At 42.6% G+C, this 16,130-nt stretch carries 14 protein-coding genes and 2 pseudogenes; 10 read left to right on the top strand and 6 right to left on the bottom strand.

The window, feature by feature from the left end; translation table 11 throughout:
- Positions 1 to 62 precede the first annotated feature (62 nt).
- Together ACRRSY_RS20945 and ACRRSY_RS20940 are read right to left on the bottom strand one after the other, a co-directional pair.
- The gene (locus ACRRSY_RS20945; protein WP_432463958.1) at positions 63 to 590 is read right to left on the bottom strand and encodes a GNAT family N-acetyltransferase; all 528 of its coding nucleotides are present in this window, start codon (positions 588 to 590) and stop codon (positions 63 to 65) included.
- Between the two features lie 454 nt (positions 591 to 1,044).
- The gene (locus ACRRSY_RS20940; protein WP_432463957.1) at positions 1,045 to 2,004 is read right to left on the bottom strand and encodes a nitrilase family protein; all 960 of its coding nucleotides are present in this window, start codon (positions 2,002 to 2,004) and stop codon (positions 1,045 to 1,047) included.
- A 96-nt stretch (positions 2,005 to 2,100) separates the two neighbouring features.
- On the opposite strand from ACRRSY_RS20940, the gene ACRRSY_RS20935 reads away from it, so the two are divergent.
- From ACRRSY_RS20935 to ACRRSY_RS20925, 3 genes are all read left to right on the top strand, one after another.
- Positions 2,101 to 2,991, top strand: a complete 891-nt coding sequence (locus ACRRSY_RS20935; RefSeq protein ID WP_432463956.1) for a LysR family transcriptional regulator — start codon at positions 2,101 to 2,103, stop codon at positions 2,989 to 2,991.
- Positions 2,992 to 3,143: 152 nt separating this feature from the next.
- Positions 3,144 to 3,674 (top strand): hypothetical protein, encoded by a 531-nt coding sequence (locus tag ACRRSY_RS20930; protein ID WP_432463955.1) that lies wholly within the window; start codon positions 3,144 to 3,146, stop codon positions 3,672 to 3,674.
- Positions 3,675 to 3,695: 21 nt separating this feature from the next.
- Entirely contained in the window at positions 3,696 to 4,241 is a 546-nt protein-coding gene (locus ACRRSY_RS20925) for a DUF2301 domain-containing membrane protein (RefSeq protein WP_432455640.1), read from the top strand.
- Positions 4,242 to 4,295: 54 nt separating this feature from the next.
- Here ACRRSY_RS20925 and ACRRSY_RS20920 read toward each other — a convergent pair whose 3' ends face one another.
- Entirely contained in the window at positions 4,296 to 5,090 is a 795-nt protein-coding gene (locus tag ACRRSY_RS20920; protein WP_432463954.1) for a TSUP family transporter, read from the bottom strand.
- A gap of 100 nt (positions 5,091 to 5,190) precedes the next feature.
- Here ACRRSY_RS20920 and ACRRSY_RS20915 point away from each other — a divergent pair, with 100 nt between their 5' ends.
- Positions 5,191 to 6,096, top strand: a complete 906-nt coding sequence (locus tag ACRRSY_RS20915) for a LysR family transcriptional regulator (protein ID WP_432463953.1) — start codon at positions 5,191 to 5,193, stop codon at positions 6,094 to 6,096.
- A gap of 64 nt (positions 6,097 to 6,160) precedes the next feature.
- Here ACRRSY_RS20915 and ACRRSY_RS20910 read toward each other — a convergent pair whose 3' ends face one another.
- On the bottom strand, positions 6,161 to 7,567 hold the full coding sequence (locus tag ACRRSY_RS20910; RefSeq protein ID WP_432463952.1) for a PocR ligand-binding domain-containing protein: 1,407 nt from the start codon (positions 7,565 to 7,567) through the stop codon (positions 6,161 to 6,163).
- A 447-nt stretch (positions 7,568 to 8,014) separates the two neighbouring features.
- Between ACRRSY_RS20910 and ACRRSY_RS20905 the strand changes: the two genes are divergently transcribed.
- Both ACRRSY_RS20905 and ACRRSY_RS20900 read left to right on the top strand, forming a co-directional pair.
- Complete coding sequence (locus ACRRSY_RS20905) at positions 8,015 to 8,551, top strand: YbhB/YbcL family Raf kinase inhibitor-like protein (protein WP_432463951.1); 537 nt, start codon at positions 8,015 to 8,017, stop codon at positions 8,549 to 8,551.
- Between the two features lie 3 nt (positions 8,552 to 8,554).
- Positions 8,555 to 9,346 carry a helix-turn-helix transcriptional regulator gene (locus ACRRSY_RS20900; protein ID WP_432463950.1) on the top strand — a complete coding sequence of 264 codons (792 nt, stop codon included), beginning with the start codon at positions 8,555 to 8,557 and terminating at the stop codon, positions 9,344 to 9,346.
- A gap of 400 nt (positions 9,347 to 9,746) precedes the next feature.
- On the opposite strand, the gene ACRRSY_RS20895 is transcribed toward ACRRSY_RS20900, so the two are convergent.
- Positions 9,747 to 10,172 carry a DoxX family protein gene (locus ACRRSY_RS20895; protein ID WP_432455646.1) on the bottom strand — a complete coding sequence of 142 codons (426 nt, stop codon included), beginning with the start codon at positions 10,170 to 10,172 and terminating at the stop codon, positions 9,747 to 9,749.
- 697 nt (positions 10,173 to 10,869) lie between these two features.
- Here ACRRSY_RS20895 and ACRRSY_RS20890 point away from each other — a divergent pair.
- Positions 10,870 to 11,180, top strand: a pseudogene (locus ACRRSY_RS20890) (transposase); the annotation flags it as partial.
- Here the strand turns inward: ACRRSY_RS20890 and ACRRSY_RS20885 are convergent.
- The gene (locus ACRRSY_RS20885) at positions 11,106 to 11,465 is read right to left on the bottom strand and encodes an ISAs1 family transposase (RefSeq protein ID WP_439033336.1); all 360 of its coding nucleotides are present in this window, start codon (positions 11,463 to 11,465) and stop codon (positions 11,106 to 11,108) included. The pseudogene ACRRSY_RS20890 and the gene ACRRSY_RS20885 sit on opposite strands and share 75 nt — an antisense overlap.
- 242 nt (positions 11,466 to 11,707) lie before the next feature.
- On the opposite strand from ACRRSY_RS20885, the gene ACRRSY_RS20880 reads away from it, so the two are divergent.
- The 3 genes and pseudogenes from ACRRSY_RS20880 to ACRRSY_RS20870 form a co-directional block, all read left to right on the top strand.
- Positions 11,708 to 13,600 carry a motility associated factor glycosyltransferase family protein gene (locus ACRRSY_RS20880; RefSeq protein WP_432463949.1) on the top strand — a complete coding sequence of 631 codons (1,893 nt, stop codon included), beginning with the start codon at positions 11,708 to 11,710 and terminating at the stop codon, positions 13,598 to 13,600.
- Positions 13,584 to 14,660: a hypothetical protein gene (locus tag ACRRSY_RS20875; RefSeq protein WP_432463948.1), complete on the top strand. Its 1,077-nt coding sequence runs from the start codon at positions 13,584 to 13,586 to the stop codon at positions 14,658 to 14,660. Before ACRRSY_RS20880 ends, ACRRSY_RS20875 begins: the two co-directional genes overlap by 17 nt.
- Positions 14,661 to 15,058: 398 nt before the next feature.
- Positions 15,059 to 15,856: pseudogene (locus ACRRSY_RS20870) on the top strand (IS982 family transposase); the annotation flags it as partial.
- Between the last annotated feature and the right edge of the window lie 274 nt (positions 15,857 to 16,130).

Raw genomic sequence — 16,130 nt, 5'->3', positions numbered from 1 at the left:
TAGACTAAGCCACCTACGGGTGGCTTTTTTGTCTGCTTTTGAATGATTTTAGAGGCGCCGTTTTAGCCTCGATGGTGATTGATTGCTCTGTCGCTTTTAGATTCGCTGCCTGACCATTGATGATTAACGATGGCCCAGCGCTGGTGATCTTTCCAGCCGAATCCGCTAATGTTTAAATAATGCTTCGAATACCCTTCGTTCTCAAATCCCGCTTTTGATACGAGTTTAATTGAGCTTGTATTTTCGGGCTGAATATTGGCTTCCAAGCGATGTAGTTTCAGTTGGAAAAAAGCTTCTTCTAGTAATAGTCTTATACCAATCGTCATATACCCTTTTCCTTGATAGGGCATGAATACTTCGTAGCCTAAGTATGCAGATTGAAAATAGCCTCTTACCACGCCAGAAATATTGAAGGTTCCTACAATATCACCGCTCTCTGTGAGACAGAGAAAATAGCGATATTCATCTGCCAGATAACCTGCATAGTTGCTTGGTGGATAGCTCCATGGCTGATGAAGCGAAGTGCTTGCTTGATAGAGCGCTTTGATCGATTCAGCATCCTCTGGCTTTGGTTTTCTTAAAAATAACACCGTCTAACTCCTAATTTTTAAGGCTCGCAAAAGAGCGCTGGGTTGGTCGTGGGGCACGACGATAGTCGCAAGGTTATTTAACCGCTGAAGATGGACTGGTTGGGCGAATCAGTCGGCTCTACAAATTGCAGTTAAGCTTCAAAAATTTCATCGATGCCGTTTGACTTTGCACCAAACGATGACCTGTTTTTGTGTGTCCCGTTTTAATTGTCATGGCTTTCTGTAAAGGCGAATTATTTGAGATGAATCGCTGATTCAAACAGAGGTTAAAAGTAGAAAAATACTGATCTTGCGCGTCATGTTTTAAGTTGCACATGTTTCCTAAATGGACGATGTTTGTCAACTTGACATATCTGGTGGAAACCAGCCATATGGGGTTGCGCGAGTGGTTTTCTATGGGCACTGAATACCAGTGGAGCGGCTGACGCAAGCGCCGATCCACGGTTCTGTTTCGTTAGTTTTCCTGAAACCTCGCTGCATATGGATTTAGTTGGTCATCAGTGGTTTCGCAGATGGGATGATATAAGTTTGGGCGACGTCCGCGGATCCATCGTCGACCAGTGCACATTTCTAATTCATCGCCTTTTAGATCGGCTACAACCATGTCATTGTCGATCTTGTCAGATTCAACAATCACTTCTCCATATGGGTTCAGCACCATGGCATTGCCGGTCCGTACTTCATCTAAATCTAAACCAACGCCATTACTAAATATCAGGAACATTCCATTGTCGTGCGCCCGAGCAGGTAACCAACGCATCAGCCATTGACGTCCTTTTTTGCCTTGCATTTCAGCCCGTAGCGCATGTGGATTTTGTTTACGTTGATGCCAAAGTTGTGGGTCGATGAGCCCCATGGCTTGAGGGCTGCGCGAGTTACAGCCGCCAGTTTGGTGGGGCGCAATGAGAATGTCAGCGCCCATCAGGGCCGTGATTCGAGCATTCTCAACCAAGTTATTGTCCCAGCAGATCAAGATACCGACACGGCAACCGTGCGGAGTGTCGAAAACAGTATAACGATCGCCACTCGACATGTATTGGCTAATAAAGGTATGTAGTTTTCGATGTTTCTCTAGGCGACCATCGGGCATTGCCATCACATAGGTATTAAATAGCTGGTTATTGTCGGCTAACTCAATTAAGCCTGCGCCAATAGTCATCTGATATCGCTTGGCTAAATCTAATAAATGTTGGCAGCTTGGTCCTTGCGGAACGGGTTCTGCTAGCCCTCTGATCGCGTCTTCACTCAACTGAGAAACATGCCAGTAGCCAGTAATGCACATTTCTGGAAAGACGATGATTTTTACAGCTTGTGCTGCTGCCGAGATGACATAGTTTTGTATCACCGATAGATTGAAGGATTTATCATCGGCTTTATGATTAAACTGGACGGAAGCGACGCGTAGATCTTTCATGTTGACCTCTTTCTAAAACAAACGGGATGAGTAAGTGTAGAAATTTCATTTCATTCCGTATAATGAATAATTCTCAACTATTGATGAGTAAATGGAATGGATATCGATCTTATTCAGGCTTTCTGTCAGCTTGCAAAAGATAGAAATTACACGCTCGCTGCGGCTCGCCTTTTTATCAGTCAATCAGCATTGACTAAAAAAATTAAACGCTTAGAAGAGAGCATTGGGGTGGCATTGTTTACTCGCGGAAGGAATGGTGCCGAGTTGACTCAAGCAGGCGCAAGCCTTTTGCCGGAAGCTGTAAGCCTCACCGCTCGATTTGTAAGTTTCGAGCGTTTGGCCAGTTGTGTTGCTGCAGGTGAGTATGGCCATTTAAAGGTTGGTTTTGGTATTTCAACTTATCTTCAGGCTCCTTTACTGATCGCTAAATTTAAGCAGCAATTTCCCCATGTACATATCACGCTAAACGACCTCCCTTCATCGGACCAAGTGGAGGCTTTGCTCGATGGTGACTTGCACTTGAGCTTTAACCGTTTGCCGGATATTAAGCCGCCTTTAAAAGGCATGCAGCTGTTTTCCGATGGTTTGGCTATTGCAGTGAACAGCGGTCAAAGGGTCGACGAATCTAATATTTTGGCGTCATTGGCTAAGCTAAATTATCTACAACTGCGCCCTTCTCGTGGACAGGGTTTAGCGACTCAAATTGAGCGCTATTTTAGTGCAAACCAACTTAGCGTAAGAGCGACGCAAGAAGCGAATGATATCCTGACCTTGCTGACTTTAGTTTCTGCGGATCTCGGCTATACCATTGTTCCTCAAAGTACCAGTACCATCTGCCAAGATAATATCCGTTTAATCCCGATTCATAGTCCTGATGCTGTTTGGGATGTCGGTTTAATTTGGAACGATAGCCTACAGGACGGGGTGCGTGATCAGTTTATCAATGCAGTCTCTATCAATGAAATGATCCCGCAGGGCGGTCATTAGATGTTTCTGGATGAAAGCTTGGGTCGGGGTTTATTGGGCTCAGTGGTGATTTTGATCGCGTCCGTGCTTGTGAGCAATTTATCTGCAAGACCGATCTTTTAGTAAATCTGTCGCTAAACTTAAGCATCGTTCAATGATTAAGGATAGTGAAAATGGCCTGGGCTTTGACGCGAACCCAATGGGTGGTATTAATCGGTTTGCTGTTTAATATTGTGGCCGCCTTAATGACCAATTTTTATATTGACCGGGTCAGTCAAGATGCCCATGGAATGGTGCAACGCCAGCAGCAGCATGACAAATTAATCGGACAAACCTGGCAACAAGTTGACGGATTAGAGCGCAAACGAGAACTGATCTATAGCCTGCTGGCGAGTGAAGCTCAGACTCAGCGCTCGATCCCCGTTCAAGTACAGCAGCTGGTCGCTAAAGATTTGCAGTATTGGTTGGAGCAAGGGGAAATTCCGGCCATAAGTTTGGATAATCTGGCGAGTCTGGACTTTTTTATTGATAAAATTCAAAATAGTTTGCGCCAGCGCATTGATCATTGGTATTTGCAGAATATCGATTTAAGCAGTCGTTATACTGAGCAAATGGCGACCATTTCAGCTTTGAGAAATTTAGCATTATTTCTACAAATTATTGGCTTGGCGCTGATTTTAGCACGCGACTTAAGTCGTCATTGATAAGCAAATAAGGGCAGTATTGTGGCCAACACCGAACATCAGGAAAACTTAGATAGTATCGATAAATTGAGTGTCTTGTCTTATCGCTTAGGCTGGCTAGTGCTGGCTTTTGCCTTTGCCTGGGCCGCTTACAGCGGTATTTATCAGCATGCCATTAGGCAGCCCTTATGGCTATTAGCCGCGGCTTGTAGTTTGTTGGCACACAATTTACATATTTACAGCAAATCGATCCGTTACTTAGTGCAAGCCTGTGGATGGGCGGCACTTTGGTTAAGTTTACTTTTCTATCTATGGCATTGGCCGCTACTGGCAAGCCTCGCGATGGGGGCTTTTTATGTGGTGGTATCGGCCTTGGTCTATAAAGAGAGCTTTTGCTTCGATTTAGGTCTACTGCGTTGGTTGCCCACGGTATTACTGGCGGATTGGTTAATTTATTTAAGTCCCTGGAGTCAATTGCGGCTGCCTTTGCTATGTTTCATCAGCATTGGCTGTGTGATTATTGCCTATCAGAAACTCAAGCAGCCGCTGCACTTTGATATTGGCAAGCGCAGCAATTACCAATTGTAGCCGCTGTGAACAAGCGCAGCGCTGGTATTGCCAAGTACAAGCGGTTTACTGCGCTTAGGCGAGTAGATTGAGCGGTAGTTGCTCGTACAGTAGCTTGGCGCTCATCAGTAGCGTAACCGAGATAAATACCGGTCTTATCAGTCGATTTCCTTGCGACATCACCAGTCGACTGCCCAGTAGTGAGCCTAAGACTTGTCCTACCCCCATGGTGAGTCCGATAGCATAATCAATACTTCCCAGATGAATGAAAAACACTAGCGAGATGATATTCCCCATTAAATTGAGGGGCTTGGTCATCATGGTGGCTTGTTTGAGGGTATGACCTAATAACATGACAAAGGCTATCATCCAGATTGAGCCAGTACCGGGTCCAAAGAATCCATTGTAGAAGCCAATGATCGGCCCGCATATCAGCATAAATTGGGTGATGGAGAGCTTGGCTGGTGAGGCCGCACTGGTTTTTAATTGTTTGGACAGGATCGAATAAACGGTGATCGCCAACATTAAAACAGGTAACAGCACTTCCAATAGCTCTTTATTAAACAGACTGACGCAGTAGGATCCCGCTAAGGCTCCCGCGGCAGTAGTGGCGATCCCCAGACCCAGCCCCTTCAGGTTCAATTGCTTGTGCAATAAAAAACTGAGGGCGGTGGTGAGCTCTCCGATCACCGCCTGAAAGCGGTTGGTTCCTAGCACTGTCATCGCAGGAAGTCCGGCGAGCATCAAGCCTGGCACGGCAATCAGTCCGCCTCCGCCGGCAATTGCATCCACCATGCCCGCGACAATCGCGACCACAAACAAGATCAGATAAATATTGCTGTTCAGCTCGGCAAGTAGACTGGTTTGCATCGATTTTTCCATGATAATTGAATAACTGGCAATAGTTGTAACATGGCTAAGTATGTAGTTAAATTAACAGATCTTTATTCCATCATTAAGATGAAACTTAATGCTTAATTCTCAGGATCTGCAATTTTTTGTCGTTATTGCGGCCAGTCGGTCTTTGGCTGCGGCCGCGCGAACAATGAATGTGACTCCGCCGAGTGTGTCGCAACGCCTCAAAACGATTGAACAAAAGCTGGGGGTTAGCTTGGTGGAGCGAACCGCCCGAGCGATATCGCTGACCAGTGAAGGGCAGCTATTGGCGGAAAGAGGCCGTTTGCTGTTAACTCATCTGGCAGCGATTAGTGAGGATATTTCAACCAATAAACTGACCGTTTCTGGCCATCTTCGGCTGGTGGCACCACTGGGACTAGGGACAAAGCATATCGGGCCAATTATTGGCGAATTTCAACAACTTTATCCCTTAACCGAGATTGAATTAATTCTGTCTGATGCCCCAAAATGGTCGGTGCATCAGAGTCCTGACTTGCTGTTGTATATTGGCGCGCTGCAGGATTCATCATTAAAGCGTGTGGTCTTGGCGCAAAATCAAAGATTATTGCTGGCATCCCCAAGCTACCTCGCCACGGCTCCGGCCCTCGTCAAACCAGCCGATTTAGCCCAGCATCGCTGTATTGTGCTCAGAGAAAACGATGAGGATGCCAGCATGTGGCGTTTTACTGAAACCGCCACCAGGACGCCCCATGCGGTCAGAGTTGAACCTCATCTGACGAGTAATGTGGGTCAGGTGACGAAAGACTGGTGTCTTGCAGGACGAGGACTGATGTTGCGCTCTGGCTGGGATGTGAATAAAGAGTTGGCCCAAGGGCAACTGTTGCCGCTATTGCCCGATTACAGCTTAGCTGCGGCGGATATTGTTGCCCTGCTTTCCGCCGATAGCGATCATCGAGCTAAAAAAGTGACCGTTTTTCTCGATTTTTTAAAAGAAAAGCTTAGGCAAAGGCTTGCTTAGCGCTGGCCTCTGTTTTCTGACTGGTGGCATCAGGCGGTGTTTATATATAGCCATGCTATTGTCATCATAAGCTCTGTTCCAGACTCGTGGTTAACTTCTGTGCCACGCTGGCTGCATGTTGCATGTCATTATCTACGGTTTCCATTTCGGTGGAGGTCTGTAAAATATTCTCTGACATTTCTTCTGCCATATTGGCTTGGGTTTTAACTGCACTTTCAATGGCGAGTACCGTATCATCAACTTGTTTGATGACTTGATTAATCAGTGAAATATTGGCTTGAGCATCGCTTGATGCTTGTTGGATGTCGTGTATTTTAGTACCAATATCAATAGAAGCATCCTGAGTTTGGCCAGCGAGGTGCTTCACTTCATTGGCTACGACCGCAAATCCTCGGCCAGCGTCTCCAGCCCGAGCGGCTTCAATCGCGGCATTTAAAGAGAGGAGATCGACCTGGCTGGAGATCTTACTAATTGTCTCTAATACCATGCCGATTTCTTGTGCCGCGGATTCTAGATTATCCATTTGTTTGGTCGAGTGTTTCACCTTTTCCACTGCTTGCAAAACAATGGTTCGGCTTTTACTGGCATTGTCGGAAATTTCTTTTACGGTGTTCGACATCGCAGTGGATTTTGTGGCGACTTGTTGCAAACTCCCCTTTATTTGGTTTGAAGAATTAGATACCAGCGTAATGCTGCTGGTCATTTCACTTAAGCCTGATAAGGAGGCATCGAGCAATTTTCTTGTTTTTAATCCCGTTTGAGAAAAAGCCTTGGCAATGAGTTCAAGTAGCTGGGCTGCAGAGATCAGTTTATCGGGTGAAATAATAGACACTTTACTTAAGGCTTCAAGATATTTATCTTCGTCAATATTCAGTTTTCTAGCATGCGCTCGAAATTTATCGAAATCGGGGGCTTCGGTGAGAACTTGCCCTCCGACGATACTGCCAACTTGTTTATCTTCAATGATAATTGGCACCGCAAAATCGACCAGCCCACTATGGCAACGGTATATCGCAGGTTTCGACAGGTTTGCCGCTAAGGTTCCCCCCCCCGCATCACACTGGCAACATAATTTTAAACCTTCAGGATTACCGCGGTTTAATTCCATGCAAAATGACATAAAGTTACTTGGCTTTGTGATTGGAGCACCTTGATCATCAACGGTGATACTGGCGACACCAAAGGCATTGGAAAAGGCATCTTGAACTTGCTGCAATAATTCAACATCAATTAGGTCTTTCACTGAATACTTTGCGTTATTTTGAGTCGATGCGGTCTTCGGTTGAATACTCACGTGTTTTAATTGTTCATCGATGGTTTTTATTTCGATCGATAAAGAGGCATGTGGAGGGATTTTATTGGCATGCGTCGATTCTTTAGCGGAGGCAATTTTATTCTTGTAAAAGTAGCGGACAACAGAGCTTGCAACAATAAAAAAAAGACCAAAAAATATCATTTGTGCATTCGACATTAGCTTACCCTAACTCTTCTTTAAAGTATTATCCGGACTCATATAATGCGCAGCAGAGCACGGATCGGCGATAGTAAATTTAGATACTGATGTCGTAGATTGTTGATCATGTTAATGAAAATCAAGTGCTTGCCGCACAATAAAAAACATAGGATTATTTTTTACAATTATTTTTGTCAAAAAAGACTAATTTTTACAATTAAAGCGAAAGCTATTTGATATTGGCGCAAGATAAAGGTGTTTTATCGAACTAAAAGCGGTGTGAAATGGTTTCTAAAGCTTTAAAAGCTTGGTATTTCTAGCACGCTATCAAGCGAAATAGTCCTATTAACTAAAAGTATCAACTTCGTCTGATTTTTGGTTAAATTTGAAACTTATTGGCCATTAATATCCCTTCCGCTGGGCTATGCTTATTCAGGTTGTTAATCATTAATACAGGAGTAAGCGATGAAATATATCAGTTTAGCTTTATTGGGATGGGCGAGTTTGCTTTCGATGAGTAGTCAAGCCTTACAGCTGAGTAGCCCAGATATTGCGGAAGGGCAAAAAATGGATGCCAAATTTGAGTATCAGGGTTTTGGTTGTAATGGGGGAAATCAGTCACCTCAGCTGAATTGGCGAGACGTTCCCGAAGGCACCAAAAGTTTTGCTCTGACCGTTTATGATCCTGACGCGCCAACGGGCAGTGGTTGGTGGCATTGGATTGCTATCGATATTCCAGCTAGCACTCGACAACTCGCTGCGGGGGTTGATATTAAAAAATTGGGTGGTCTTGAATTGAACAATGACTATGGTAGTGCCAGTTTTGGAGGTGCCTGTCCGCCCAAGGGGCACGGTATGCACCGCTATGTGTTTACCCTATGGGCCTTGCCGACCGAATCGCTTAAACTTGATGTGAATGCTAGTCAGGCTGTTGCTGGCTACAAGCTTAATGCTTCGGCCTTAGCAAAGGCCAAGTTAACTGCGACTTATGTGCGTGAATAACAGATGGTGAAAGCGAGTAAGGCCTTGGAGGTGGTGTATTATCAGGGCGTTTATCAGCAGCGTTTACGTAATGTCTCCTTATTAGTACCCAGTATTATCTGGGTACGTAAGGGCACTAAGCAGCTGAGTTATCGCCAAGGCTCGTTGGATTTGGATGCTAGTCATCTGTTCATTGTGGCGGCCCATGAGCGCTTTACCTTTGTCAATCTGCCCCTTGAGCAGTGCTTTCACTCGACGCAGTTTTGTTTTCATATTGCCCCCGAAGCGTCGATGTTAAAGCGTAGCTTGGCGGTATCCAAGCGTTTCATCCCTGTGGTCACCCTTAGTCCTGCGATGCAGCAAACATTATTGTCACTGAGTACGATCGATCTCAGTTTAATCAGTGATGCAGTGCAGAGTCATTGGGTTGCTGGCGTATACCAGCAGTTAGCCGAGGAGGGGGCGCTGCATTTGCTATTTCCCACTGCTGTGCTCAGTTTTAGCCAGCAGTTATGTCGGTTCTTGCAACAAAATCTGGCTGCGCCAAGCCTGATCGACGATGCTTGTCTGCATTTTGCTATTAGTCGGGCGACTTTAATCCGCCGCTTAAAAGCGGAAAATACTCAGTTTGGAGTATTATTGCGCGAGCTACGAATGAATCATGCGCTTGGCTTAATGCAAGCTGGCCTTGCCAATCAATTAGAGCTAGCTATTGCGTGTGGTTATCTCTCGCAGAGTCGTTTTAGCCAGCGCTTTACCGAACATTTTGGTTTAAGCCCAAAGCAATATCGAGACACCTTAGCGCTTATTGAATAAACCGGCACTGCGCGCTTTAGATGATGGTGGAAGTGTGTCAACGTTTAGGGAACATTGGCTTCAAAAGAATCTTATTTGCCGCGACTATTGATGACTATATGTGGTTGGTATCGTTGCCTAAATCAGAATCAATCTTTTGCGCTTTCAGTTATTGGATGCTTACCGCGAAACCGATAGCTCGCATCGTGGATAAAGCAAAATGCAATATCGTGAGCCGTAAGTCATACCACCAGAGACTTACCTAGCGAGGCCACGCATTTGGTTTGGAAACTACAAGCTTGTTAGCTTTTTTCTTAAATTTAGTTGTTGAGTATGCAGTGCTGTCGAAATGTTTCGTTTACTCATGCGATAAGCGGGGTTTTGATTCGCTCGCCTAAGACGAGCGAATTGACTGGGCATATTATCTAGCGTCAGGACGCAGCGCATATTTGCCGGGGCCGATTAGCAGTAGGGTTATTGCAGCAAATAAATATGTGGCAATACTTTCGACTGACCAAGCGCCTGTACGAGTGAGAGTGAAAAAGTCATCTATATGCATCAGGCCGATGATCACTAGACAGGTTCCTATCGTTATGCCTGCGCAGACGCGTGTATAAATCCCTAAAATAATAAGGATTGGCGCGACAACTTCACCTAAAAATACGGCGTAAGCAAAATAGCCTGGTAAGCCTAAGTTAACGAACAGTCCTTGAATAAATCCGGTGCCTGCAATTATTTTATGGATGCCGTGAAGCAAAAGCATGCCACTGAAACTGACACGCAACACCAATTTTCCTAAGTTTGGAAAATCGAACCAAGACTCAAGTTTATCTAAAAGGTACATCATTTACTCCTAATGTGTCTCTAACAAAAACATATCGTATTGTTATACCACGGTTTTTTATGTTTATTTAATATAAAAATACTAATGCCAATGATATTTGTTTGAATCTTGATCTAGATCTTTCTCAAATTAGATAGCGATCAAGGGGCCGTGAGCGTTAGTTTCGCACTGCTGAAGGGCTAAACTCAAATCGAATTGTAGTGGTGTAGTGAATTTGACCACCTAATTAGAGGCTATGGGGGAAGCTGCGAAAATTCTCACAGGATCTGACTCGCTGCCTTGAATTTACTTAATGTAGAAATAAGTAAGTCGGGCAAAAGCGGAAGTAGAAAAAAGATGGTAAGAAACTCAAGTGACCTCACTAAAGCTCTTACGGTGCAAGTTATTTTGTAATCTTTTCTTACTACATTAGTAGTTAGCTGCAACAGCTATATATTTAATTTGATGTGAATAATATTTTTTATTATTACGTAGCGTTGTTGCACAAATAGGATTGAATATTTTAGCCTTTCCGCGATCTGATCGTCTGACTTCTATAGTCAGATCGCATAATGGGTAAAGCAAAAGGCAATATCGTGACTGCAAACAATACAACAATGCCTTAACTCAGTGAGGGGCAATTACCTTTTGGCTGGATTAGTCAGCAATAAGTAATAGTATAACCATACTTTCATGCGTCCACGCATCGATTGGTCGCTGAGGTCGCAGCAAAACCTATAGTGATACTGCCATCAGCACAGCACTGGATTATACAGGTTGCGTTAAAACTCCGCTTCGTGCCTTGTAAGGCTTATCAACTCCATATTCTAACTAATGAATGTTGGTCTTCAATCTCCTGACTACAGCTGTATTAGTAAGAGAGCGAAAACGGTGAGTGTGAACTATTACTTACGCAGTAGAGATCCGATTAGGCACCTCGTGATTGATTTAACGGGCCTAAAAGTGTTTGGTGAGGTTCGCAAGCACGGGAAGGAAAAACACCGAGTATGGCGTAAGGTTCATCTTGCTGTCATCCCGTGTATAGGAGCTGCGCAATAATACCTTGTCATCTACTGCGATGAGTTGCCCATCGGTGCGTTCACTCACTGTCGATATCCATCTGCTAAAGCATTGTTGGAATTGCGCGGGGTTGAGGCGAAAAATCAATCGGGCAATGGTGTAGTACCGGTAGCCCTGACATAAATAATCCTTATCTCGCAACCAGTCATAATGGGCTTCACCGAAGTCTTTGATATCCTCCCATCCATTAGCGCCGCCAATCGTTGCGCATACAGTAAGGAACAGTGCATCGAACAACGGGTCGCTTACTTTGGCGCTTTGACGAGGGGCCTTAATACTGCCGAATGCTAGGAAAATACGTCGATGGCCATGAAAGAGCTCCTGAACACAGCGCGAGCATCAGGTCAAATCGCTAATACTTGTTCAATAAATGTTCGCGATCTCACCCTAGTTCAACAATACCTTATTGCTTGGTAAAATATTATAATATATCATTGATTATTAAGTTAATTGTTATAAATATGTCGGTAAGGGATTTTGTGACTGAATTATTCGAAGTTAACCTTAAATTTTTACGACGTTATTTGCCGAACTTGGCAGATAAAATATCTAGTTATGAATCCACATATGTTAAACAAGAGATTGAATTTAAAAATGATATACAGATAGGTGATCATAGGTTTTATGGCCAAGATGGTGAGTTGGCCTGTAAGGCTCAGGTAGAACATTTTATTTCTTATCCAACCCATTATTCTTTAGGCTACAAGAGTAATTTCAATTTAGATTATCAGCATCAAAAATCTATTAATTTATTGAATGGTTGCGCTAAAGATCTTGGATGCAAGGTACATGGTAAACCATTTAGCTCAAATTTAATCGCTTTGGGGAGCGGGTTAGGTTTTTATTTGAATATATTAATTGAGCATATGGATTATAGTTCAATTATTATTGTTGAGCCAGATGTAGGGATGCTTTATCATTTTCTGAATTTTTCTGATTTAAATGAATTGAGTGCTCATTGTGAAAAAAATGGCGGTAGGTTATGTATTATACAACCAGCATCTCTTGATGAGTTTTCTCAGCAGATAAGATGGTTTGCGGATCAGGTTGGTTATGGATTATTTTCTGAAATTACACTTTATCGCCATTATGAAACAGATTTATTTGATCAAATTTTCAGTAATTTCAAATCAATCCGCCATGGGTGGTTATCTGCATGGGGCTTTTATGATGACGAAATTATTGGTATTCACCATTCATTAAAAAATTCAAAGTCTCACTATTTTCTACTTGAACCTAGATTAACCCCTTATAAATCAGATGCGACTTTTGTGATAGTGGGCAATGGTCCTTCTTTAGATAGGGATATAAAAATACTTAAGAAAAGACAAAGTGAATTTATTATTGTTAGTTGTGGAACTGCTATTGGTGCTCTCAGACGAGAAGGGATTAACTCAGACTTCCACGTTGAAATGGAAAGGAGTATTGAAACGGCTAAAGTTCAAGTTCCATGGTTTGATGATGCTTTCACTAAACGAACAATATTGCTTGCTTTAAATACAGTATCACCCCAAATAACAAAACGTTTTACTAAATCTATTATTTTTCCAAAATTACATGATGTCGGGGCAAACCTTTTACAGTATAGCTCGTCAAAAAAGTTAGGTTTTTTGCCAGACTGTAATCCGACAGTGACCAACTTTGCGGTGTCTTCCATAGCTAGTTTAGGCGTAAAGAAAATAGTGTTATTGGGCTGTGATTATGGATTTCGAAATCATGAGAAGCACCACGCAACAAAATCAGACTACTTTAATGAATCTAGCGTTTTAGATAAATGTAAGTTCCTCCCTGAAATTGAAGTTCTAGATAATAATGGAAGATATATTTCATCCATCCGAATTTTTAACGAGTCAAGAAAGAAAGTTGAGAAAGTCATTAAGAGTCATCCTAATATAACTTTTGTTAACTGCTCAGATGGCGCTCGAATCGAAGGCTCTGTATGGAAGAAATTTAGTGATGTGGAATCTAGATTAATAAATAAGAATTTCAGTATAAATTTATTGTATGAAAGTGTTTCGATGTCGACTTTGGATATAGATTCGATGAAAATTGGAAGTGTGTTTGATTCCTTTATTGAGCTGACGGATGAAATGACTCGTACATTTTCAGTTACTCCTTCAAATCTTATTCTTGCTTTTTCAAAAGCTCAAAAAATAGTGCGTTATCACCAGCGCTCTTTTGGCTCACATGTTTTGTTTAGTGGCATTATAAAATATTTTTCAGTATGTGTGGTAGGTCATCTCTCTAGAATTCCAAAGGAGAATCGAGATGACTACTTAAAAGCTGCACTTATTGAAGTAAATGAAATGTGGGCTCGAATTAAAAAGCAACTTTATCAACTCAAGGAGAATTTTCATGAAGTTTACGGTTAAATCTGCACTGCCTGTTGCGATGTTATCCATCGGTGCTGTCGGCAATATAAACCATTCATTCGCGAAAGGGGTCAGCTCTAAAGCTAATGATGTTTCTATATTTGTCAAGGTTGTCGCGTCTCAAGCTGGGGGGAGAGGTTATACGACTAGCTATGATGTATCGAATGACTACGGTGCGTCAGATAGTTATGGCATGTCAGATAGTTATGGTATGTCAGATAGTTATGGCATGTCAGATAGTTATGGCATGTCAGATAGTTATGGCATGTCAGATAGTTATGGCATGTCAGATAGTTATGGCATGTCAGATAGTTATGGCATGTCAGATAGTTATGGCATGTCAGATAGTTATGGCATGTCAGATAGTTATGGCATGTCAGATAGTTATGGCATGTCAGATAGTTATGGCATGTCAGATAGTTATGGTATGTCAGATAGTTATGGCATGTCAGATAGTTATGGCATGTCAGATAGTTATGGCATGTCAGATAGTTATGGTATGTCAGATAGTTATGGTATGTCAGATAGTTATGGCATGTCAGATAGTTATGGCATGTCAGATAGTTATGGCATGTCAGATAGTTATGGCATGTCAGATAGTTTTGGCGCTTCAGACAGCAATGGCGCGTGTGAACAATTCTCCCCAAATTGTGGCTCGTCACCTGAGATTAAGTATGGTGTTTATATTATTCAACGTGATTTTGAATTGGATGGCCAGATTGATGAATGGTCTAGTATAACGGATACCCTTTGTGTAAAAACTTATAATAATAAAGTCATTGCCCAATCTATTCTTGATTATCCGAACTATATCGCGCTAGGTAAGATTTCGACTAATGGGAAAATAAGGTTAAATTTAACTAGTGATCCAAATGTCTTGGGTGATTATTCTTCAGTGATTAACTTTAAATCAACTAAAAATGATCCATATGGTAATTGGAAAGGTCGCTGGAAAAATGATTTGGGGCGAGGTGATGTATCAGTTCAAGTTTTATATGATGACTTTGATGTAGGTGTGTACCAAAATTATAATTGTGATTACTATTTGGGTTTACAGTAAGCAATAAATCCTTAAAGTAATGACGCTGGAGACGAGCACCGCGAATTAATCCACCAGCGTCGCGCAATATATAGTTAATGTAGAGTAGTTCTCGGAATGGACGGGATGGCGTTGTTGATCAATTCCCTGCTTAGGAGGGAGCCATCCTAGGCTTGATGTGCCATTTAGCCAGTTACCTGACGAACAGGTATACCTAACCTGAACTCGGGATAAGAATACAAGGGAACTAAAAGCTGGTTCTGTGATCAGAGCTTTCGACGAAGAAGGACTAACCACAAAGGAACCAGCTATGCGTAAATTAGTAGAGCTATTCTGCCATGTCGCAACAGGCGCCCCACTTCGAGGGATATCTTAGATATTTAGCCCAAATTAGTTGACACAGAATTCTGAACGCCCTCCTTGAAAGTGGTGAACGTAAGCGAAATCGCAAAAGTCGTATGTCTGAAAGTGAGATCATGACTATCATTATTGCTTTTTATATGTCACATCAGCGTGATTTCAAAAATTTTTATCTCGGCATTGTTCGCCGCTACTACAAAAGTGACTTTCCAACCTTACTTAGTTACACACGTTTGCTTGAAGTAATGCCTTACCACTCATCCCCCTAAGCTCTTTCTTCTCACATGTGAAAGGAGAGCCAACAGGGATTGAATTTATTGACTCAACCAGCATCAAAGTCTGTCACAACTTCCGCATTCCAAGGCATAAAGTGTTTAAAGGAACAGCTGCCTGAGGGAAAGGCACGATGGGTTGATTCTATGGTTTTAAACTTCATGTCATCACGAATCATCTTGGTGATATCGAGGCAGCCAAGCTTACTCCAGCCAATACCGATGATCGCGCGCCCGTTAGGGAGTTATCTAAAGAGTTACTGGATAAGCTGTATGGTGACAAAAGATATATCAGTAAAGCACTTGCTGAGGACTTGAAAGTAGAGGGGTCACACTTATCACCACTCAGTGTAAAATATGAAGCCGAAAATGCTGGCCGCTTGCGATAGATCGATGCTTTCTAAGAGCTTCATTATTGAAACGATTAATGATCAATTGAAAAATATTTATTAAATAGAGCATTCTTGTCATCGAAGCTTACGTGGATTTATGCTGGGTGGCTTGATTACCTATTGTTTAAAGCCAGAAAAGCCATCACTTAATATTACTACTGTTGAAAAAACGATTCTAACGGTGATGGCTTAAACTTATCTCAGGTTACTTAGTATATAAAGGTGGCTCGTATCGTCGGCTAGCCGGCTCTTCTCTGGCTTCCGGTACCACAATATCTGGCACGCGATTCCTCGCAGAGCGTTTTACTTATAATCGTGAAGTCGAATCATCCATATCCAAGCGAAAATAGAATTTGGAACTTTAAATCCGTATTTGATCATGCTGGTTGCAGCCGGGTCGTTTTGAATTTATCTAATTTGGTGATAGCACATGCCAGTGCTGTGCAAACCGATAAGTTTTGAGGCCT

The sequence above is a fragment of the Agarivorans sp. QJM3NY_33 genome (genome assembly GCF_050870865.2).
Taxonomy (GTDB): domain Bacteria; phylum Pseudomonadota; class Gammaproteobacteria; order Enterobacterales; family Celerinatantimonadaceae; genus Agarivorans.
The sequence above is the reverse complement of the archived record's forward strand: the minus strand, read 5'-3'. Positions and strand labels throughout refer to the sequence as shown.